General features: G+C 71.9%; 22 protein-coding genes. 17 read left to right on the top strand and 5 right to left on the bottom strand.

Translation table 11 applies throughout. The features are described from left to right. Positions 1-94: 94 nt before the first annotated feature. The 5 genes from LY05_RS07220 to rnd all read left to right on the top strand — a co-directional run bounded on the left by LY05_RS07220 (position 95) and on the right by rnd (position 5,409). On the top strand, positions 95-832 hold the full coding sequence (locus LY05_RS07220; protein WP_249041885.1) for a CPBP family glutamic-type intramembrane protease: 738 nt from the start codon (positions 95-97) through the stop codon (positions 830-832). Between the two features lie 72 nt (positions 833-904). Continuing rightward, positions 905-1,240 carry a hypothetical protein gene (locus LY05_RS07215; RefSeq protein ID WP_148922657.1) on the top strand — a complete coding sequence of 112 codons (336 nt, stop codon included), beginning with the start codon at positions 905-907 and terminating at the stop codon, positions 1,238-1,240. Positions 1,241-1,542: 302 nt separating this feature from the next. Then, entirely contained in the window at positions 1,543-3,324 is a 1,782-nt protein-coding gene (aspS, locus tag LY05_RS07210) for an aspartate--tRNA ligase (RefSeq protein ID WP_148922656.1), read from the top strand. Between the two features lie 7 nt (positions 3,325-3,331). Continuing rightward, positions 3,332-4,165: a sulfotransferase family 2 domain-containing protein gene (locus LY05_RS07205; protein ID WP_148922655.1), complete on the top strand. Its 834-nt coding sequence runs from the start codon at positions 3,332-3,334 to the stop codon at positions 4,163-4,165. Between the two features lie 77 nt (positions 4,166-4,242). After that, positions 4,243-5,409 (top strand): ribonuclease D, encoded by a 1,167-nt coding sequence (rnd, locus tag LY05_RS07200; protein WP_148922654.1) that lies wholly within the window; start codon positions 4,243-4,245, stop codon positions 5,407-5,409. Positions 5,410-5,428: 19 nt separating this feature from the next. Here rnd and LY05_RS07195 read toward each other — a convergent pair whose 3' ends face one another. After that, complete coding sequence (locus LY05_RS07195) at positions 5,429-5,926, bottom strand: hypothetical protein (RefSeq protein WP_148922653.1); 498 nt, start codon at positions 5,924-5,926, stop codon at positions 5,429-5,431. A 290-nt stretch (positions 5,927-6,216) separates the two neighbouring features. Between LY05_RS07195 and LY05_RS07190 the strand changes: the two genes are divergently transcribed. The 5 genes from LY05_RS07190 to LY05_RS07170 all read left to right on the top strand — a co-directional run bounded on the left by LY05_RS07190 (position 6,217) and on the right by LY05_RS07170 (position 9,719). Further along, entirely contained in the window at positions 6,217-6,963 is a 747-nt protein-coding gene (locus tag LY05_RS07190; RefSeq protein ID WP_211356296.1) for a hypothetical protein, read from the top strand. A gap of 149 nt (positions 6,964-7,112) precedes the next feature. Then, entirely contained in the window at positions 7,113-7,673 is a 561-nt protein-coding gene (locus LY05_RS07185) for a precorrin-6A/cobalt-precorrin-6A reductase (RefSeq protein ID WP_211356295.1), read from the top strand. Positions 7,674-7,755: 82 nt separating this feature from the next. Continuing rightward, positions 7,756-8,184 carry a SufE family protein gene (locus LY05_RS07180; RefSeq protein ID WP_148922651.1) on the top strand — a complete coding sequence of 143 codons (429 nt, stop codon included), beginning with the start codon at positions 7,756-7,758 and terminating at the stop codon, positions 8,182-8,184. Positions 8,185-8,352: 168 nt separating this feature from the next. Then, entirely contained in the window at positions 8,353-9,057 is a 705-nt protein-coding gene (locus LY05_RS07175; RefSeq protein WP_148922650.1) for a corrinoid protein, read from the top strand. Positions 9,058-9,083: 26 nt separating this feature from the next. Then, positions 9,084-9,719 carry a DUF1638 domain-containing protein gene (locus LY05_RS07170; RefSeq protein ID WP_148922649.1) on the top strand — a complete coding sequence of 212 codons (636 nt, stop codon included), beginning with the start codon at positions 9,084-9,086 and terminating at the stop codon, positions 9,717-9,719. On the opposite strand, the gene LY05_RS07165 is transcribed toward LY05_RS07170, so the two are convergent. After that, on the bottom strand, positions 9,709-10,416 hold the full coding sequence (locus LY05_RS07165; RefSeq protein ID WP_170258880.1) for a PAS domain-containing protein: 708 nt from the start codon (positions 10,414-10,416) through the stop codon (positions 9,709-9,711). The two genes, LY05_RS07170 and LY05_RS07165, sit on opposite strands and share 11 nt — an antisense overlap. 308 nt (positions 10,417-10,724) lie before the next feature. On the opposite strand from LY05_RS07165, the gene LY05_RS07160 reads away from it, so the two are divergent. The 3 genes from LY05_RS07160 to LY05_RS07150 are packed head-to-tail and all read left to right on the top strand — an operon-like array spanning position 10,725 to position 12,897. Then, positions 10,725-11,639, top strand: a complete 915-nt coding sequence (locus tag LY05_RS07160; RefSeq protein WP_148922647.1) for a YicC/YloC family endoribonuclease — start codon at positions 10,725-10,727, stop codon at positions 11,637-11,639. A 2-nt stretch (positions 11,640-11,641) separates the two neighbouring features. Then, positions 11,642-12,367, top strand: coding sequence for a guanylate kinase (gene gmk, locus LY05_RS07155; RefSeq protein ID WP_148922646.1), 726 nt, complete (start codon positions 11,642-11,644; stop codon positions 12,365-12,367). Further along, positions 12,364-12,897: a gamma carbonic anhydrase family protein gene (locus tag LY05_RS07150; protein ID WP_148922645.1), complete on the top strand. Its 534-nt coding sequence runs from the start codon at positions 12,364-12,366 to the stop codon at positions 12,895-12,897. The genes gmk and LY05_RS07150 overlap by 4 nt, the downstream gene beginning before the upstream one ends. A 5-nt stretch (positions 12,898-12,902) precedes the next feature. Here the strand turns inward: LY05_RS07150 and LY05_RS07145 are convergent, their stop codons facing one another. After that, the gene (locus LY05_RS07145) at positions 12,903-13,625 is read right to left on the bottom strand and encodes a histidine phosphotransferase family protein (RefSeq protein ID WP_148922644.1); all 723 of its coding nucleotides are present in this window, start codon (positions 13,623-13,625) and stop codon (positions 12,903-12,905) included. A gap of 47 nt (positions 13,626-13,672) precedes the next feature. Here LY05_RS07145 and LY05_RS07140 point away from each other — a divergent pair, with 47 nt between their 5' ends. From LY05_RS07140 to LY05_RS07130, 3 genes are all read left to right on the top strand, one after another. Further along, positions 13,673-13,861, top strand: coding sequence for a DUF3553 domain-containing protein (locus tag LY05_RS07140; protein ID WP_072745731.1), 189 nt, complete (start codon positions 13,673-13,675; stop codon positions 13,859-13,861). Between the two features lie 207 nt (positions 13,862-14,068). After that, on the top strand, positions 14,069-14,857 hold the full coding sequence (olsB, locus tag LY05_RS07135; RefSeq protein WP_072746074.1) for an L-ornithine N(alpha)-acyltransferase: 789 nt from the start codon (positions 14,069-14,071) through the stop codon (positions 14,855-14,857). After that, positions 14,854-15,723: a lysophospholipid acyltransferase family protein gene (locus tag LY05_RS07130; RefSeq protein WP_148922643.1), complete on the top strand. Its 870-nt coding sequence runs from the start codon at positions 14,854-14,856 to the stop codon at positions 15,721-15,723. Before olsB ends, LY05_RS07130 begins: the two co-directional genes overlap by 4 nt. An 81-nt stretch (positions 15,724-15,804) precedes the next feature. Here LY05_RS07130 and LY05_RS07125 read toward each other — a convergent pair whose 3' ends face one another. Then, positions 15,805-16,467: a thiamine phosphate synthase gene (locus tag LY05_RS07125; RefSeq protein ID WP_148922642.1), complete on the bottom strand. Its 663-nt coding sequence runs from the start codon at positions 16,465-16,467 to the stop codon at positions 15,805-15,807. Positions 16,468-16,597: 130 nt separating this feature from the next. On the opposite strand from LY05_RS07125, the gene LY05_RS07120 reads away from it, so the two are divergent. Continuing rightward, positions 16,598-16,990 (top strand): DUF3775 domain-containing protein, encoded by a 393-nt coding sequence (locus LY05_RS07120; RefSeq protein WP_148922641.1) that lies wholly within the window; start codon positions 16,598-16,600, stop codon positions 16,988-16,990. 201 nt (positions 16,991-17,191) lie between these two features. Here LY05_RS07120 and glnA read toward each other — a convergent pair whose 3' ends face one another. Further along, the gene (gene glnA, locus LY05_RS07115; RefSeq protein WP_072745735.1) at positions 17,192-18,601 is read right to left on the bottom strand and encodes a type I glutamate--ammonia ligase; all 1,410 of its coding nucleotides are present in this window, start codon (positions 18,599-18,601) and stop codon (positions 17,192-17,194) included. Positions 18,602-18,706 lie beyond the last annotated feature (105 nt).

Raw genomic sequence — 18,706 nt, 5'->3', positions numbered from 1 at the left:
CGGGGGCGGCGCCGGGGCGCCGCCTCTTGCGCCGGCCCCGCCGCCGACCCGATCTCCGGGCCCCGGCCGCGGGGCGCCAAGCAGGGAGCCGCCCTTGACCGACGCCGTTCAGCGCCCCGCGCCCGGGCCCGCGCCCCACGTCCCGCGCCCGGCCGGGCGCATCGCCCGCCTTGTGCTGTGGGCCGAGTTTCTGACCTTGTATCTGGCGGCGCCGCTGTTCATGGCGCTGGCCGCGCCGCCGCAATGGATCTGGCCGTTGCTGGCGGGGGCCACGGCGCTGGGGGTGGCGCTGTTGTTCCGCACGCCCGGCTTCTCGTGGCGCGAGCTTGCGCGCGCCCCCGATCAGGGCGACTGGGCGTGGGCGGCGGCGTTCGCGCTGGGCACGCTGCTGCTGGCGGCGGGGCTGTGCGCCTGGATCAACCCGGACGCCCTGTTCGGTCTGGCGCGCGAGCGGCCGCAGCTGATGGTCATGATCCTGCTGTTCTATCCCTTCCTGTCCGCGCTGCCGCAGGAGCTGTTCTTCCGGGCGCTGTTCTTCCGTCGCTACGGGGCGTTGCTGGGCGCGCCCACGCGCCCGGCGGCGATGCTGGCCAATGCGGCGCTGTTCGCGCTGGCGCATCTGTTCTACTGGAACTGGGTGGCGGTGGGCTTCACCTTCGTCGGGGGGCTTGTCTTCGCCTGGGCCTACGCGCACCGGCGCAGCTTCCTGCTGGCCTGGGCGCTGCACGCGGCGGCGGGGGGCATGGTGTTTCTGTCGGGGCTGGGCGTCTATTTCTACCATGGCGCGATCGGCGCCCCCGCCGTGGCGGCGCAATCCGTTCATCTGCGGTAAAGCGACGCATCCTTAAGGTTATCTCAGCCGGTTCTTCCCCGCCGGTCATGTTGCTTGCCGAAGGATGCCGCCATGCAGGGATCGCTCCCCCACCGTTCCTCCGATCCGCTCTGGCTGCGCGCACTCCCCCGCTCGGCGCGGCTGGAGAGGCGGCTCGCCGGCGCAGCGTCGCGTCTTGCGCGCGGCTGGCTGGGGCTGTCGGCGCTGGGCGGGCTCAGCTTCTGGGGCGCGCTGGCGCTGGTGCTGGCGCTTGACGCGCCGGCTGCGCTGATGACCGCGCCTCTGGTGACGCTGGCGCCGCTGCTGGGCGCGGCGGCGCTCGGGGCGCTGCTGGCGGCGCTGCCGGACGGGCCCTTCGCGCCGAGCCCCGCCCCTGTTCCGGCGCCGTGGGGCGCGCGCCCGCGCTGAGGCCGCGCCGCCGATCGGCTGCCTTTCCATGACCGTTCCACGCCCGGCGCAGGCGCCCCGACCGCCGCACGCGGCGCGGGCGCCCGAGGCGGCGTCGGGCCCCGCCGCGGTTCCGGCGCCGGGGCCCGTTTTCCATGGCCCCGCCGCCGCCCGCCATCCGCCGCGCCCGGGCGCCGCTTCGCGCCCCCGCCGGGCCGCGCCGGACGCGCCGGGCCTTGACATCCGGGCCTCGAAAGGGTGTTTCCGGGCCAAAGACGGCCCCGGCGTCCGCGCGGGGCGGGAATCTTGTCCAGAGGAACGCCATGCACCCCTACCGCACCCACACCTGCGCCGAGCTGCGCAAGGAGCACGTCGGCCACACCGTTCGCCTCTCGGGATGGGTGCACCGGATCCGCGACCATGGAGGGATCCTCTTCATCGACCTGCGCGACCACTACGGCATCACCCAGGTGCTGGCCGACCCCGACAGCCCCGCCTTCGCCGAGGTCGAGAAGGTGCGCGCCGAGTGGGTCATCCGCGTGGACGGCGTGGTCAAGGCCCGCGATCCCGAGCTGGTCAACCCCAAGATCCCCACCGGCGAGGTCGAGGTCTTCATCAAGGACATCGAGGTTCTGGGCCCGGCCGAGGAGCTGCCCCTGCCGGTGTTCGGCGACCAGGAATACCCCGAGGAGACGCGCCTCAAATACCGCTTCCTCGACCTGCGCCGCGAGAAGCTGCACCGCAACATCGTGCTGCGCTCGAACGTCATCGCCAGCCTGCGCCGGCGCATGACCGAGCGCGGCTTCATGGAATACCAGACCCCGATCCTGACCGCCTCCAGCCCCGAGGGCGCGCGCGACTTCCTCGTGCCCTCGCGCCTGCACCGGGGCAAGTTCTACGCGCTGCCCCAGGCGCCGCAGCAGTTCAAGCAGCTGATCATGGTCGCGGGCTTCGACCGCTACTTCCAGATCGCGCCGTGCTTTCGCGACGAGGACCCGCGCGCCGACCGCAGCCCGGGCGAGTTCTACCAGCTTGACGTCGAGATGAGCTTCGTCACGCAGGAGGACGTGTTCCAGACCATCGAGCCCGTCATGCGCGGCGTGTTCGAGGAGTTCGGCGGCGGCCGCCCGGTCACGCAGGAATTCCCGCGCATTCCTTACCGCGAGGCGATGCTCAAATACGGCTCGGACAAGCCCGATCTGCGCAACCCGATCCAGATGCAGGTCGTGTCCGAGCATTTCCGCGGCTCGGGCTTCCAGATCTTCGCCCGCCTGCTCGAGCAGGAGGGGAACGAGGTGCGCGCCATTCCCGCGCCGACGGGCGGCTCGCGCGCCTTCTGCGACCGCATGAACGCCTGGGCGCAGAAGCAGGGCCTGCCGGGCATGGGCTACATCTTCTGGCGCGAGGAGGGCGGCCGCCCCGTCGGCGCCGGCCCGCTGGCCAAGAACATCGGCCCCGAGCGCGTCGAGGCGCTGCGCGTGCAGCTGGGGCTCGACGCGGGCGACGCGGCCTTCTTCCTGGCGGGCAAGCCTGCGGCCTTCGTGGACGTGGCCGGGCGCGCGCGCAACGTCATCGGCGAGGAGCTGGGCCTGACGCGCAAGGACAGCTTCGAGTTCTGCTGGATCGTCGATTTCCCGATGTACGAGCTGGACGAGGAGACGGGCCAGCTCGACTTCTCGCACAACCCCTTCTCGATGCCGCAGGGCGGGCTCGAGGCGCTGAACGAGCTGCCGCCGCTCGACGTGCTGGGCTATCAGTATGACATCGTGTGCAACGGCGTAGAGCTTTCCTCGGGCGCGATCCGCAACCATCGCCCCGAGATCATGTATCGCGCCTTCGAGATCGTGGGCAAGGACCGCGCCTTCGTCGACAGCCATTTCGGCGGCATGATCAACGCCTTCCGCTACGGGGCGCCGCCGCATGGCGGCATCGCGCCGGGCATCGACCGCATGGTGATGCTGCTGGCCGACGCCGAGAACATCCGCGAGGTCATCATGTTCCCCATGAACCAGCGGGCCGAGGATCTGATGATGGGCGCGCCCTCCGAGCCGACCAACGAGCAGCTGCGCGAGCTGGGCCTGCGCATCGTCCCGCGCGAAGACTGATCGGGCGATGATCTACGAGCGGACCGACTACGACCCCGCGCGGCACCTGGTCCTGTTCATCCACATCCGCAAGACGGGCGGCTCGTCGCTGGGCGCGCAGCTGGCCGACGCGCTGGCCGCGCGCGGCGCGGCGGGGGGCTACCGGCGGCTGCGCATGCAGGGCGTCGAGACCTACAACCAGGGCTGGCGGCGCGCGCACGAGCATCTGCGCCGCCGCCTTCAGCACCTGCGCGACGAGGCGCGCGAGCGCGGCCGCGCCCTTCTCGGCCTGCCGAACCTGGCGCTGGATTCGGTCGCCGTCGCCAGCGGCCATGTGCGCGTGGACAGCATCGGCCTGCGCCGCCGCGAGCCGCTGATGATCACGCTGGTGCGCGAGCCCGTCGATCGCCTGGTGTCCGAGTATTTCTTCACCCGCGACCGCGTGGCCGGCGCCCGCCGCCTGCCCGGCTCCGAGAAGAAGAAGCAGGCCTGGGCGCGCAGCTTCGAGGATTACGCGCAGATGCTGCTCGAGCGCCGCGATGCGCTGCCGCTCAACGGCCAGTGCCTGTATTTCTCGCGCGAGGGCTCGTTCGAAGCCGCGCGCCGCGTCATCGACGAGCGCTTCCTCCTGGCCGGGCGCACGCAGGACATGGCGCGCTTCACGCAGCTTCTGGGCGCCAAGCTGGGCATCCCCATGGGGCCGCCGCGGCGGGTGAACAAGGGCCGCTCGCGGCCCGAGGGCTACGCCCCGCCCGCCTGGCTGCGCGCGCGCCTCGAAGAGGCGATGGCCGACGACATGGCGCTTTACGAGCATGTGGGGCGCGAATTCGCGGCGCTTGACGCGCGTATCACGCATTCATAGACAATTCACGATTGTGGCGCGTCTTCCGGCGCGCAGGTCAACCCGCAAGGGCAGCAAGGGAGCGGCGCGACGCAAGCATGAACATCATCACCGACACCCAGGCGCTCGAGGCCTTCTGCGACGCGTGCCGCGCGCATCCCTACGTGACCGTCGACACCGAGTTCCTGCGCGAGCGCACCTACTGGCCGCAGCTGTGCCTGGTGCAGATGGCCCATCCGGGCGAGGGCGAGGATTCGGCCGCCATCATCGACCCGCTGGCCGAGGGCATCTCGCTCGAGCCGCTCTTCGCCCTCATGCGCGACGAAAGCGTGGTCAAGGTCTTTCACGCCGCGCGCCAGGATCTGGAAATCTTCTGGAACCTGGGCGGGCTGATCCCGGCGCCGCTGTTCGACACGCAGGTGGCGGCGATGGTGTGCGGCTATGGCGACCAGGTGGGCTACGAGACGTTGGTGCGCAAGATCGTCGGGGCCAAGCTGGACAAGTCGTCGCGCTTCACCGACTGGGCGCAGCGCCCGCTTTCCGACAAGCAGCTGGCCTATGCGCTGGCGGACGTGACGCATCTGCGCGGGATCTACGAGAAGCTGGCGCGCGAGCTGCGCGAAAGCGGCCGCGCCGAATGGGTGGCCGAAGAGATGGCCACGCTGCTCAGCCCCGACACCTATCGCAACGACCCGGACGAGGCGTGGCGGCGGCTCAAGACGCGCTCGAGCTCGGACAAGTTCCTGGCCGTGGCCAAGGCCCTGGCCGCCTGGCGCGAGCGCCGCGCGCAAGAGCGCAACGTGCCGCGCAGCCGCCTGCTCAAGGACGACGCCCTGCTCGAGATCGCCTCGAACCGGCCCAAGACCCTCGAGGAGCTGGGCCGCTCGCGCCTGTTGCTGCGCGAGGCGCGCAAGGGCGACGTGGCGCAGGAGATCCTGGCCGCCGTGGCCGAGGGCGAGGCCACGCCCCCCGAAAAGCGCCCCCGCCCGCCCGAGCCGGCGCAGAACCGGCCCGGCACGGGGGCGCTGGTCGATCTGCTCAAGGTGCTGCTCAAGGCGCGCGCCGAGGAAATGGGCGTGGCGCCCAAGCTGCTGGCCTCGACCGAGGATCTGACGCGCCTCGCGAATGACGACGAACCCGACGTGCCGGCGCTGCGCGGCTGGCGCCGCAAGGCGTTCGGCGAGCTGGCGCTGCAGCTGCGCCGCGGCGAGATCGCGCTGTCGGCCTCGCGCAAGGGCATCGAGATCGTCGAGCTGGACGATTGAGCCCGCCGCGCGGCGGCGCTCAGAACCGCGCCGCCGCCGCCCCCTGCGCGGCGAACACGCGCACGCCCGCCGCGCCGCGCACGGTCTGTTCGCTCAGCGGCAGGGCGGCTTGCAGGCGCCGCTGCGCGGGCAGGCCCCTCGCGCCCGGCGCGCCGCCGTTCAGTTCGGGCGGGGCGGCCAGGAAGTCGAATTCCAGAAATCCGTCCGGCGCCGGCGCGCCGCCGCCGCGCGGGCGCAGCGTCGCGGCGAACCAGCGCGTCGTGGGGGCGAGTCCCACGGCATGGATCAGCGCGCCGTCGCGGGTCACGCCCAGCTCGATCAACTCGATGGCCTCGACGGGCTTGAGCGTCAGCGCCTCGCGCGGGGCGGGCTTGGGCGCGGGCTCGGGCTCGACCGAGGGGGACAGCGCCTCGATGCGCACATAATCGTTGCCGCAGCCCGCAAGCCCGGCGGCAACAGCCATAAAGGCCGCGGCAAGGGGGCGGGCGCCGGGGCGGCGAAGGGGTCTTGCGGGCATGGCGCAACTCCGTCTGTTAACAGGCGCGTGAACGCAATCTGCGTGCATGTGCATAGCCCTGGGCGCGGCGGAATGAAAGACGCGGCGTGCGCGGCGTGCGCGGCGGGGGCGTCGCGTGGCGCCTGCGGCCGAGCGGCGAGGGGCGAGGAGCGTGCGCGGCATTGCGGCGGCTCGGGCGCTTGGCTAACGTGCTTGCGTCGGGGGAGAATTGTCCGGCTTGCCTCGACGACATCTTTCTCTGCGCCGGGCGTTGAAGGGATTTCGACATGTTCAGGAAATTGGCCTGCGTTTTGACGATTGCGTTCGTTCCCGCCGCGTCATGGGCGGCGCCGGCGCCGGTGGATCTCAACGCCTGGGTGGCCGCCGGCGGCGGCGGCGAGGGCGCAGGAAGCTGGACCATCTCGGCGGACGGGAATTCGGTGGTTCAGAGCGCGAACGGCGATCCGACGGTGTTCCACAACAACGCCAACAGCCGGGGCGCGGCGCTGAGCGGCACGATCACGGTCGAAACCGCCTCCGACGACGACTTCATCGGCTTCGTGCTGGGCTACGAGGCCGGCGATCTGACCAATCCGTCGGCCCACTACCTGCTGATCGACTGGAAGCAGGCCGCACAGACCTATGCCCCTTACGGCGGGGAGGCCAAAGCCGGCCTCGCCATTTCGCGCGTGAGGGGGGCGCTCTCCAACAAGGGAGCCTGGCTTCATGATCCGGCCGAAGGAGTCGTCGAGCTGCAGCGCGGCGCCACGTTGGGTTCCACGGGATGGGTCGACAACACGACATACACGTTCGATCTGATCTTCACCTCGACCGTGGTGCAGGTGTTCGTGAACGGCGTCAAGGAGCTGGACATCGCCGGAGCCTTCCCCTACGGCGGCTTCGGCTTCTACAACTTCTCGCAACAGGGCGTTCGCTACGCCGGGCTCGAAGAGCGCGCCGCCCCGCAGATCGGCGCGGTTCCGCTGCCCGGCGCGCTGCCGCTGATGGCGCTGGGCCTTGGGGCGCTGGGGCTGCGGGGGCGGCGGCGCTGCGCCTGACCTCGCCGATAGAACCGGACCGCCGCGCCTGGCTGGCCGGGCGCGGCGTCGTCGTCCTGGGCGATTCGTCCGAAGCGCGCGCGCTGACCGCGGCGCTGGCCGCGCTGGGTTGCGCGACGGGGCCCGAGCAGGCCGCGGCGCCGCTCGCCGTGGTGGACGCGGCCCATCCTTTCGACCGCGAAGGGGCGCGGCTGGCCGCGGCGACGGCGCGGCGGCTGGGCGCGCCGCTGGTCACGCTGCGGCGCGCGCCCTGGCTGCCGGGGCCGGGCGACCGCTGGCGGCGCGTGCGCTCGGCGCGCGCGGCGGCGCTGGCGCTGCCGGCCGGGGCGCGGCGGGTGTTCGTGGCGCTGGGGCGCGATCAGCTGGCGCCCTTCGCGGGGCGGCCCGACCTGACGCTTCTGGTGCGCGCGCGCGGCGCGTCGGGGCCGGCGCAGGCGCCGCGCCCCCGCCTTGCGCGCGCGCGCTTCCTGACCGCGCCCGGGCCCTACACGCCCGCCGGCGAGGCGCGCCTGTTCCGCGCCCTGGGCGTGCAGGCGCTGGTGGCGCGCAACGCCGGCGGCCCCGACGCCTGGCCCAAGATGGCGGCGGCGCGCCGGCTTGGCCTGCCGGTGATCCTGCTCGAGCCGCCGCCCGCGCCGCCCGGCGCCGTGCGCGACGTGCCCGCGGCGCTGGCCGCGCTCGATCGCCTGGCGCGCGCCGCCGAGGGCTGAGAAGGCGGGCCGGCGAAGCGCGCTCGGCGCTTGCTCCGGCCGCCCGCGCGGCCTAAGTCTTGCCCCGACGCAGGAGGCCCAGATGACCGACGCCACGCCCGATTTCGAAGAGATCGCCGAAACCTTCGCCTTCCTCGACGATTGGGAGGATCGCTACGGCTACGTGATCGAGCTGGGCAAGGCCATGGAGCCCATGCCCGATTCGCTCAAGGGCCCCGAGACCAAGGTCGAGGGCTGCGCCAGCCAGGTCTGGATCGCGCCGAGGATCGAAGAGGGGCCGCCGCGCCGGCTGCATTTTCAGGGCGACAGCGACGCGATGATCGTGCGCGGGCTGATCGCCATCTTGCGCGCCCTCTATTCGGGCCGCACGCTGGACGAGATCCGCGCGCTCGACGCGCAGGCCGCGCTCGACCGGCTGGGCCTGGCCGAGCACCTGTCGGCGCAGCGCTCGAACGGGCTGCGCGCCATGGTCGGACGCATCCGCGCGCTGGCCGGCGCCGAGACGGTCTGAGCGCATGGCCCGAGAACCGGCCCGAAAACCGGCCGAAAAACCGCGCCGAGGTCGCGATCGCGCCTGCGCTGCGTCGCGTTTTTGACGCGCCGGCGCTGATGTCGGCGTAATGTCGCACCCGACAGCCCAACCCGGCCGCCCGCCGCGGCCCGCCCCGGAGACGACGCCATGTCCGAAGAAGAAGACGATCTGGTCCTGAGCGAGCTCGACGACGACGAGCTGGTGCAGCAGATGCATGACGATCTGTATGACGGCCTGAAGGATGAAATCGAGGAGGGCGTGCGCATCCTGCTCGAGCGCGGCTGGACGCCCTACGACATCCTCACCAAGGCCCTGGTCGAGGGCATGCGGATCGTCGGCATCGACTTTCGCGACGGCATCCTCTTCGTGCCCGAGGTGCTTCTGGCGGCCAACGCGATGAAGGCGGGCATGAACATCCTGCGCCCGCTGCTGGTCGAGACCGGCGCGCCCAAGATGGGCTCGATGGTCATCGGCACCGTCAAGGGCGACATCCACGACATCGGCAAGAACCTGGTCTCGATGATGATGGAGGGCGCCGGCTTCGAGGTCACCGATCTGGGCATCAACAACCCGGTCGAGAACTACCTGCAGGCGCTGGAGGAGAAAAAGCCCGACATTCTGGGCATGTCGGCCCTGCTGACCACCACCATGCCCTACATGAAGGTGGTGATCGACACGATGGTCGAGCAGGGCATCCGCGACGACTACATCGTGCTGGTGGGCGGCGCGCCGCTGAACGAAGAGTTCGGCAAGGCCATCGGCGCCGACGCCTATTGCCGCGACGCGGCGGTGGCGGTCGAGACGGCCAAGGCGCTCATCGCCCAGCGCAAGCACAACCAGGTGGCCGGCTGATCGCCGGCCCCCGCGCCGAGGCGGCCATGAACCCGACGCCCGAGCATTCGCCGGCCGGCCCGCCCCGCACGCTGCTGATCGCGTGCGGGGCGCTGGCGCGCGAGATCCTGGCGCTGATCCGCCTCAACGGCTGGCGGCACATGGAGCTTCTGTGCCTGCCGGCCAAGCTGCATCTGACGCCCGAGCGCATTCCCGCCGCCGTCGCCCGCGCGGTCGAGGAGAACCGCGCGCGCTTCGATCGCATCGCCGTCGTCTTCGCCGATTGCGGCACCGGCGGGCTGCTGGACGCCGAATGCGCCCGCCTCGGGGTCGAGCGCATCCCCGGCCCGCATTGCTACAGCTTCTTCGACGGCAACGAGGCCTTCGCCGCCCGGGCCGAGGCCGAGATGCGGGCCTTTTACCTGACCGATTTCCTGGTGCGCCAGTTCGACGCCTTCGTCTGGCGGCCCATGGGGCTGGACCGCCATCCCGAGCTGCGCGAAATGATCTTCGGCGGCTATGAAAAGCTGGTGCATCTGGCCCAGACCGAGGATCCCGAGCTGGACGCCCAGGCGCGCGAATGCGCCCGCCGGCTGGGCCTGGCGCATGAGCGCCGCTTCACCGGCTATGGCGATCTGGACGTCTTCCTGCGCGGACTGGACGCGGCGCCGCTCAATCCTTGACCACGCGCAGGGCCGGGCGCGGGCGCCGTTCGTCGCGCGGCGCCTCGGGGTTGCCCTCGATGGCGGTCAGCACCGCGGCGGGCTGACGGCGGGCGAAGGGGGCCGGCGCCTCGGCCAGGAAGCGGCCCGCATCCTTGTCGCGCCGGTCCTGCGGCGGCGCCGGCGCGCGCCGGCCGCAGCGGGCCGGGTCGAACTCGATCGGCAGCAGCTTGGCCCCCATCAGGCGCATGCGCAGGGGCGGGCTGTCGGGGGCGGGCGGCTCGAGCATGTTGATCGCGCCGAGGATGCGGTCGCGCCCGCCCAGCTCGCTGCGCATGGGCAGCAGGATCATCTCGCCGCGCGGCTCGAAGGGCGCGGGGCGCGCGGCGCCGAAGGCCGAAACGCCCTTGACGCGCATGACGGCGATGGCGGGCTCGGCGGTCACCTGGCGGGCCATCTGCAGGATCTGCCCGGCGCTGGCCTCGTCCATCACCGCGTCCGCGATCATGCCGCGCGGCTCGATCCCCAGCAGCGCCACAAGCCCCGTGCCCGCAAGGCGAAAGCGCACGTCGTCCGGGTCGAGCTGTTCGAGGATGAACATGTTCTCGAGCGCCGCGCTGATGCGCCGCGGGTCGATCTCGGAGCGGAAAGGCGCGTCGCGCCCCGCCCTGAGCGATTCCCAGTGCTCGTAGATCGCGCGCGTGCTTTGGTGATCCATGAGACGGCCCATAAATGTGAATTTGCGTATCATTTTGATTCAAGCCTCATTAGTCCAGCGCGAAATTTGCGCCGCGTCGCATCCTTGCCCGATGCCGAGAGCTGCCGCGACGCCGCCGCGTCGTCCTTGTCCAGATGACTCGAAATCCGGTCGAAAAAGAAGCTAATTCAACGTTAACGCCTGAACCGCCCGGCGTCGGCTTGCGCGAGCGCCCCTCGGGGGCGCGCGAGATTGCGGCGCGGGCGGCGCGCGGATAGGATCGCGCCGCGCCGGCCGCGGCGCAAGAGGCTTGAGGATCGGGAGGGCGCATGACCCTTGCCAGCATGACCGGTTTCGCCGCCGTCGAGGGGGCGCTGGGCGCGACCGCCTGGCGCTGGGAGCTCCGTTCGGTCAACGCGCGCGGGCTGGATCTGCGCATCCGCGCGCCCGAGGGGCGCGAGCGCGTCGAAGCGGCCATGCGCGAGGCGCTCAAGAGCCGCTTCGCCCGCGGCGCCGTCACCGCCACCTTGCGCGTCGCGCGCGCCCAGGGCGCGGCGGCGAGCGCGGCGCGCCTCGATCCCGCGGCGCTGGCGGCGGCGGCCGAAAGGCTGCGCGCGGCGGCCGACGCGCTGGCCGCGGCGGGGCTCGAGGTCGCGCCGACGCCGCCCGAGGCGCTGCTGGCCATGCCCGGCGTGCTGGTTCAGAACGGTGCGCCCGAGGCCGACGAGGCCGAGGCGCTGGACGCGGCGATGATCCGCGACGGGCGCGCCGCCGTCGAGGCCCTGGCCGCGGCCCGCGCCGAGGAGGGCGCGCGCCTGGCCGAGACGATCGGCGACATGATCGACCGCATCGCGGCGCTTTCGGACCGGGCCGAGGCGGCGGCCGCCGCGCGCGCCGAGGCCGCCGGCCCCATGCTGCGGCGCAAGCTGTCCGGGGTGCTCGAGGCGCTGGACCCCTGCGCCGCGCCCGACCCGCAGCGCCTGGCGGCCGAGCTGGCCATGCTGGCGGTCAAGGGCGACGTGCGCGAAGAACTGGACCGCCTGCGCGCCCATGTCGCCGCGGCGCGCGCGCTTCTGGCCGCCGACGGCCCGGCGGGGCGGCGCTTCGATTTCCTCGCGCAGGAGCTCAACCGCGAGGCCAACACCCTGTGCGCGAAGGCCGATTTTCACGAGCTGACCGCCGCGGGGCTCGAACTCAAGACCGTCATCGACCAGCTGCGCGAGCAGGTCCAGAACGTGGAGTGACCATGAGCGACCCCGATCAGGAGAGCGCCCGCGGCGCGGCCAGGGCCCGGGCCGAGGCCCGCAGCGGCGAGGCGCGCGCCGCGCTCGAGCGCCGGCGCGGGCTGCTGTTCATCCTCTCCTCGCCCTCGGGGGCGGGGAAATCGACCCTGTCGCGCCGCCTGCTGGCCAGCGACGACGCGTTCGTGTTCTCGGTCTCGGCCACCACGCGCGCGCCGCGTCCGGGCGAGGTGAACGGGCGCGATTACCATTTCCTCTCGCGCGAGGAATTCATGCGCATGGTGGAAACGGGCCAGATGCTCGAGCACGCCGAGGTGTTCGGCAATCTTTACGGCACGCCCCGCGCCCCGGTCGAGGCCGCGCTCGAGGCCGGGCGCGACGTGCTGTTCGACGTGGACTGGCAGGGCGGGCAGCAGCTGCGCAACTCGCCGCTCAAGGACGCGGTGGTGTCGGTCTTCATCCTGCCGCCCTCGATCGCCGAGCTCGAGCGGCGCCTGCGCGCCCGCGGCCAGGACAGCCCCGAGGTCATCGCCGGGCGCATGGCCAAGGCGCGCGACGAGATCAGCCATTGGGCCGAATACGATTACGTTCTGGTCAACGACGATCTCGACCGTTGCGAGGCCCAGATCCGCGCCATCCTGGCCGCCGAGCGGCTTCGCCGCGAGCGCCGCCCCGGGCTGGTCGGCTTCGTGCAGGCGCTCAACCGCGAATTCGAGGAGAGAATCGCATGAACGGACTCTACGAGCTGGACGGGATCGCGCCCGTCGTGCCCGAGGATGGCGACTTCTGGATCGCGCCCGGCGCGGCGGTGATCGGCAAGGTGATTCTCGAGCCGGGCGTCTCGATCTGGTTCAACGCCGTGCTGCGCGGCGACAACGAGCCCATCCGCATCGGCGCGGGCAGCAACATCCAGGAAGGCGCCGTGCTGCACACCGATCCCGGGCGGCCGCTGACGGTGGGGCCGAACGTGACGGTCGGTCACAAGGCCATGCTGCATGGCTGCGAGATCGGCGAGGGGTCGCTGATCGGCATCAACGCGGTGATCCTGAACGGCGCGCGCATCGGCAAGGGTTGCCTGATCGGCGCCGGCGCGCTGGTGACCGAGGACAAGGAGATCCCCGACGGCGCGCTGGTGATGGGCGCGCCGGGCAAGGTGGTGCGCCAGCTGGACGAGGGCCAGCGCGCCGCCCTCATGGCCAGCGCCGAGAAGTATCGGGCCAACATGCGCCGCTTCAAGGCCGGGATGCGGCCGCTGGGCTGAGGCGCTCAGCCCGCGGGCGAAGACTCGGCCGGAACCTCGGCGCGCAGCGCCAGCGACTCGGCGCTCGCCTCGTGCGACAGGCGCGCGCCGCAGGCCAGCGCGTTGATCCGCGTCAGGGGGTAGTGCACCTCGGCCGGGGCCGGGCGCGGCGCGGGCGCGCCGTCGAGCCATGCGCGGGCGTTCTCGGGCAGGCGCGTCGGGCCGCCCCCGGCCGTGACCGCAAGGCTGGCGGCGCCGCCCGGCGCGAACTCGGCCGTCACCGTGATGCGTCCGCCGCGGGGCAGGGCGCCGACGGCCACCAGCAGCATGTCGAACAAAAGCCGCGCGGCGGCGCGGCCCGCCTCGGCCTCGGACGCGCCGCAATCCCACTCGATGCGGGCGCGATCGCGGGCGAAACGCTCCTCGACGATCCGGCGCAGGCGCTGAACGGCGATGCGCTCGCCCGGCGCGGCGGCGCCGAAGGCGATGCGGTGGAACTCGAGCGCGGCGGCGGCGGCGCGGGCGCTGTCGCCGATCAGGCCCAGCTCCTCGGTCATCTCGGGCGCGATCTCCTGCATCAGCTCGACGCCGTTGCCCACCGCCCCCACGGGCGATATCAGATCATGGCAGATGCGCGAGCACATGAGCGCGCTCAGTTCGGCCTCGCTCATCGGGGCGGGCGCCGGTTCGGCCGCTTCATCGCCCAGGGACGCGACGGCGGGGGCGCAGGCTGCGGCGTCAAGGCTCATCGGCTGGTCCTCCTGCGGGTGCGGCCAGGGCCGCGAAAGGAAACGCTATGAACGACTTTCTCGAGCCGGGCATGTTCGTGCGGCACCCAGGCGCGCCCGATTGGGGGCTGGGGCAGATCCAGTCGGTGATCGGCCATCGGGTGACGGTGAATTTCGAACATGCGGGCAAACGGCTCATCGACGTTGAACATGTGCGCCTCGAGGTTGTTCAGCTCGATCGGGGCGAACGATTCTGAACCAAGGCTTAACGACGATACACCCAGAAGGCGAGTCGTCAACCATTTCACAATCTTGGGGCGGCAGCGCGCCCGGGGCGTCGCATTTGCGCCACAATTGCGGCCGCTCCGAAGCATCGCCGCAGGCCATTGCCTCGGCCGCACGGTGAACATATGGTCCGCGCGACGCGCGGCGTGGCCGCGCAAGGCAGCGAAAGGTGCGCGCAGATGCAGATCGACGCGGGGCGTTTCACGGTTCGCCTGGCGCAGAGCGAAGAGGACATCGCCGCCGCCCAGCGGCTGCGCTACAAGGTCTTCGTCGAGGAGATGGGCGCCAAGCCAACCCCCGAGGACGCCGCGCTGCGGCGCGAGCGCGACCGCTTCGACCCGTATTTCGAGCATCTGATCCTGATCGACAACGAGGCGCCGACGGACGATCCGCTCGAGCGGGTGGCGGGGGTCTATCGCCTCATGACCGGCGAGCGCGCGCGCGAGGGCATCGGCTTTTACGGCGCGACGGAATACGACCTGACCAAGCTCGAGCAGCTGGACCGCAAGGTGGTCGAGCTGGGGCGCTCCTGCGTCGGGGCGCCCTATCGGGGCGGGGCGGCGATGCATCTTCTGTGGACGGGGCTGGGCGAGTTCGTCACCTCGCGCGGGATCGAGATCATGTTCGGCACGGCCAGCTTCCACGGCGCCGATCCGGCGCCGCTGGCCCATGCGCTGAGCCATCTGCACCACAACCACCTGGCGCCCGAGGATCTGCGCGTGCGCGCGCGCCCCGAGCATTTCGTGCCCATGGACGCCCTGCCGCCCGAGCAGGTGGACCGCAAGCTGGCGGCGCGCCAGATCCCGGCGCTGATCAAGGCCTATTTGCGCCTCGGCGGCTTCGTGGGCGAGGGCGCCTATGTGGATCGCGAGTTCAACACCGTGGACGTGTGCGTGCTGATGGACACGGCGCGCATGGTGGCGCGCTATCGCGACTTCTACGGACGCGAGAGTTCCTCGGCGCGATGAGCGACGCGCCCGCATCGCCCGCCTGGAACGGCCGCGCGCCCGAGCCGGCGCCGCGCGCGCCGCTCTGGCGCCAGGCTTGGGGGTGGGCGCGGATCGTGGCGCTGGCGCTGGCGACGGCGGCGGCGCTGGGGCTTTACGCGTCGTGCAAGGCCGTCGAGCGGGTCTTTCCGCGATTCGACGGGCGCTGGCGGGTGCAGACGGGCTGGGCACGGCTGGCGGCGCGGATGCTGGGGCTGCGGGTGCGGCGCGTCGGGCGACCCATGCCCGAGGGCGGGGCGCTGGTGTCGAATCACGTCTCGTGGACCGACATCATCGTTCTGCGCGCCGCCGCGCGCGTGACCTTCGTCGCCAAGGCCGAGGTCGCCTCGTGGCCCGGGGTGGGTCTGATCGCGCGCGTCACCGACACCGTCTTCGTCGAGCGCCGCCGCGCCGCGGCCCGCCGTCAGGAGGCCGAGCTGCGCGCGCGCATGCGCCGCGGCGAAAGGCTGGTCTTCTTTCCCGAGGGGACCTCGACCGACGGGCTGCGGGTGCTGCCGTTCAAGAGCACCCTGTTCGCCGCCTTCCTGTCGGATGAGCTGCGCGCGCATGTGCGCGTCCAGCCCGTCACCCTGGCCTATCGGCCCGATCCGGCCAGCGGGCTGCCGGCGCATTTCTTCGGCTGGTGGGGCGACATGGACATGCTGTCCCATCTCAAGGCGCTGTGCATGTTGCGCCATGGCGGACAGGTGACGGTGATGTTCCATCAGCCCGTGCGCGCGGCCGATTTCGACGACCGCAAGCGTCTGGCGCGCATCTGCCATGAAGAGGTGCTGGCGGGCCTGCGCCAGGCGCTGCCCGACGCGCCCGAGCCCATCGCCGACCGCTGAGCCCCCGCCAGGGCGCCTGAGTCCCCGCCAGCGCGCCGCCGCGCGCGAGGATGCGGGGCCGGCCGCGCCGCGGCGGGGGCGTCAGTCCGAGGCCGCCGCGCGTCCGGCGCCCAGCGCGGCGTGCAGCTCGGCCAGGCGGGCGGGCAGGTCCTCGGTCCAGAAGGCCGGATCGGGAACGACGAAATCCACGCTCGGACCCAGGCGCCGCGCCAGCGCGACGTCGACGCCGCCCTCGGCGACGACGGGCGTCTCGATCATCTCGGCCCACCATTCGAACAGCTCGGGCGTGGCGGCGGCGCCGTCGCCAAGCGTCGGATCGGGCGCGACGGGCGCGAACAGGACGTAGTCCGCGCCCGCCTCGGCGGCGACCATGCCCGCATGGCGCGTGGGGGCGCAGCGCGCGCCCAGGATCAGGTCGGGGCCCAGCGCCTCGCGCGCGTCGCGCAGACGCACCCGCGCCGCGTCCACCTGCGCGCCGTCCAGCCCGAGGGCGCGCGCCAGGCGGAAGTGATCCGACAGGATCAGCGCCACGTCGCGCGCATGGCACAGCTCGCGCAACAGGCCCGCGGCGGCGCGCAGCGCGCGCTCTTCGGCGCCGGGCATGTCGATGCGCACGCAGGCGACCAGCCCCGAGTCGAGCGCGGGTTCGAGCAGCCGCGCCGCCCGCTCGGGCTCCATGCGCGGCGGCGTGGCCAGGGTGATGCGCGGTTCGGCGGCGGGCGCGCCATGCTTGGCTTGGGTCATGGCGGTGCAATATCCAGTCCGGTGCCGCGCGTAAAGCCCGCCCCTTGCGCTCGATCAAGGCGAGGCGCAAGAATCGACGCGACAAAGGGCTCGGACGCAAAGGGCCGAGACGGGGCGCAAGGGGGCCGAAATGCTGAACATACCGCGCGACACGCTGGCCTGGATCATCGCCAAGGCGCGCGAGGTCGAGGTCAAGGACGTGGACACATCCGACGGCGAGACCGACGGCGACGACCCGCTGGGCGTGCTCGAGGACCGGGGCGACGACGCCTCGGCGCACGAGCTGCGCAGCTGGATCGAGGATCTGGACGACGAGGGCCGCGCCGAGCTGGTGGCGCTGTTCTGGCTTGGCCGCGGCGACGGCGGCCCCGAGGACTTTCCCCAGCTCAAGCGCCAGGCGCTGGCCTCGGCCACGCGCTCGACGGCCGACTACCTGCTGGGCGAGCCGCTGATGGCCGACCTGCTGGAAGAGGGGCTCGAGGCGCTGGGGATTTCCGCTTCCGAGGTCGAGGACGAGATCTGACGCCCGCAAGCCGCGCCGCCGCCGGCCGCCGCCTTGCGCGCAGGACGCGCCGCGGCCGATCGCGCCCCCGGCCGGCGAGCGGGCGCGACGGGGCCGGCCGCGGCCGGGCGCGCGAAAAACCCGCGAGCGGGGATCGCCGCGCGCGGGTCGGGTCGGCCCGTCGGGCCGCCGCGGCGCGCCCGGGCGCCGCGGCGAGGCGGATCAGCAGGAGTAGTAGAGCTGATACTCGACCGGGTGCGGGGTGTGCTCGAAGGCATAGACCTCCTGCCACTTGAGCGCCATGTAGCCCTCGATCTGGTCGCGGGTGAACACGTCGCCGGCGAGCAGGAACTCGTGATCGGCCTCGAGCGACTGCAGCGCCTCGCGCAGCGAGCCGCAGACGGTCGGGATCTCGGCCAGCTCCTCGGGGGGCAGGTCGTAGAGATCCTTGTCCGCCGCCTCGCCGGGGTCGATCTTGTTGCGGATGCCGTCGAGGCCGGCCATCAGCAGCGCCGAGAAGGCCAGATACGGGTTGCAGGTCGGATCGGGGAAGCGGGTCTCGACGCGCTTGGCCTTGGGCGACTCGGTCCACGGGATGCGGATCGAGGCCGAGCGGTTGCGCGCCGAGTAGGCCAGCAGCACCGGCGCCTCGAAGCCCGGGATCAGGCGCTTGTAGGAGTTGGTCGAGGGGTTGGTGAAGGCGTTGAGCGCCTTGGCGTGCTTGAGGATGCCGCCGATATACCACAGCGCCTCGTCCGACAGGTCGGCGTATTTGTCGCCGGCGAAGAGCGGCTTGCCGTCCTTCCAGATCGACTGGTTCACATGCATGCCCGAGCCGTTGTCGCCGGCGATGGGCTTGGGCATGAAGGTGGCCGTCTTGCCGTAGGCATGCGCCACGTTGTGGATGACGTACTTGTATTTCTGCATGTTGTCGGCCTGCTCGACCAGGCCGCCGAACACCAGGCCCAGCTCATGCTGGCACGAGGCGACCTCGTGGTGGTGCTTGTCGACCTTCATGCCCATGCGCTTCATGGTCGAGAGCATCTCGCCGCGCAGGTCCTGCGCCGCGTCCACGGGGTTGACCGGGAAATAGCCGCCCTTGACGCCGGGGCGATGGCCCATGTTGCCCATCTCGAACTCGGCGTCCGAGTTCCAGGCGGCGTCGGCGGCGTCGACCTCGAAGGCCACCTTGTTCATCGTGTTCGAGAAGCGGACGTTGTCGAACAGGAAGAACTCGGCCTCGGGGCCCCAATACGAGGCGTCGCCGATGCCCGACGACTTCAGATAGGCCTCGGCCTTGCGCGCGGTGCCGCGCGGGTCGCGCTGGTAGCGCTCGCCGGTGTCGGGCTCGACCACGTCGCAGTGCAGGCACAGCGTCTTCTCGGCGTAGAACGGGTCCATGTAGGCCGAGGAGGGATCGGGCAGCAGCTTCATGTCCGACTGGTCGATCGACTTCCAGCCCGCGATGGACGAGCCGTCGAACATGAAGCCCTCTTCCATGAAGTCCTCGTCCACCAGGTCGGCGACCACGGTGACGTGCTGCAGCTTGCCGCGCGGGTCGGTGAAGCGGATGTCAACGTAATCGACGTCCTCGTCGCGGATCGTCTTGAGAACGGCGTTCGCGTCGCTCATGGGTGTTCCTTTCGGTTTCTGCTCGGGCCGGGGCGAAGGGGCTCCGGCCGCCTGGGGCGCGGCCGCGGCCCGGGGGCGCGCGGCGCGGCGTGGGTTGCGGCGGGG

It is taken from the genome of Oceanicella actignis, from assembly GCF_008124525.1.
Lineage (GTDB): Bacteria > Pseudomonadota > Alphaproteobacteria > Rhodobacterales > Rhodobacteraceae > Oceanicella > Oceanicella actignis.
Note: the sequence above shows the minus strand (reverse complement) of the source record. Positions and strands in the feature narration are given on the sequence as shown.

Coding starts and splice junctions, on each gene's coding strand:
- rnd (WP_148922654.1), top strand. CDS start 4,243: ATGAACATCATCACCGACACCCAGGCGCTCGAGGCCTTCTGCGACGCG.
- LY05_RS07180 (WP_148922651.1), top strand. CDS start 7,756: ATGACCGACGCCACGCCCGATTTCGAAGAGATCGCCGAAACCTTCGCC.
- LY05_RS07170 (WP_148922649.1), top strand. CDS start 9,084: ATGAACCCGACGCCCGAGCATTCGCCGGCCGGCCCGCCCCGCACGCTG.
- LY05_RS07120 (WP_148922641.1), top strand. CDS start 16,598: ATGCTGAACATACCGCGCGACACGCTGGCCTGGATCATCGCCAAGGCG.
- LY05_RS07145 (WP_148922644.1), bottom strand. CDS start 13,625: ATGAGCCTTGACGCCGCAGCCTGCGCCCCCGCCGTCGCGTCCCTGGGC.
- aspS (WP_148922656.1), top strand. CDS start 1,543: ATGCACCCCTACCGCACCCACACCTGCGCCGAGCTGCGCAAGGAGCAC.
- glnA (WP_072745735.1), bottom strand. CDS start 18,601: ATGAGCGACGCGAACGCCGTTCTCAAGACGATCCGCGACGAGGACGTC.
- LY05_RS07140 (WP_072745731.1), top strand. CDS start 13,673: ATGAACGACTTTCTCGAGCCGGGCATGTTCGTGCGGCACCCAGGCGCG.
- LY05_RS07160 (WP_148922647.1), top strand. CDS start 10,725: ATGACCCTTGCCAGCATGACCGGTTTCGCCGCCGTCGAGGGGGCGCTG.
- LY05_RS07195 (WP_148922653.1), bottom strand. CDS start 5,926: ATGCCCGCAAGACCCCTTCGCCGCCCCGGCGCCCGCCCCCTTGCCGCG.
- olsB (WP_072746074.1), top strand. CDS start 14,069: ATGCAGATCGACGCGGGGCGTTTCACGGTTCGCCTGGCGCAGAGCGAA.
- LY05_RS07165 (WP_170258880.1), bottom strand. CDS start 10,416: ATGGATCACCAAAGCACGCGCGCGATCTACGAGCACTGGGAATCGCTC.
- LY05_RS07130 (WP_148922643.1), top strand. CDS start 14,854: ATGAGCGACGCGCCCGCATCGCCCGCCTGGAACGGCCGCGCGCCCGAG.
- LY05_RS07205 (WP_148922655.1), top strand. CDS start 3,332: ATGATCTACGAGCGGACCGACTACGACCCCGCGCGGCACCTGGTCCTG.
- LY05_RS07175 (WP_148922650.1), top strand. CDS start 8,353: ATGTCCGAAGAAGAAGACGATCTGGTCCTGAGCGAGCTCGACGACGAC.
- gmk (WP_148922646.1), top strand. CDS start 11,642: ATGAGCGACCCCGATCAGGAGAGCGCCCGCGGCGCGGCCAGGGCCCGG.
- LY05_RS07215 (WP_148922657.1), top strand. CDS start 905: ATGCAGGGATCGCTCCCCCACCGTTCCTCCGATCCGCTCTGGCTGCGC.
- LY05_RS07125 (WP_148922642.1), bottom strand. CDS start 16,467: ATGACCCAAGCCAAGCATGGCGCGCCCGCCGCCGAACCGCGCATCACC.
- LY05_RS07150 (WP_148922645.1), top strand. CDS start 12,364: ATGAACGGACTCTACGAGCTGGACGGGATCGCGCCCGTCGTGCCCGAG.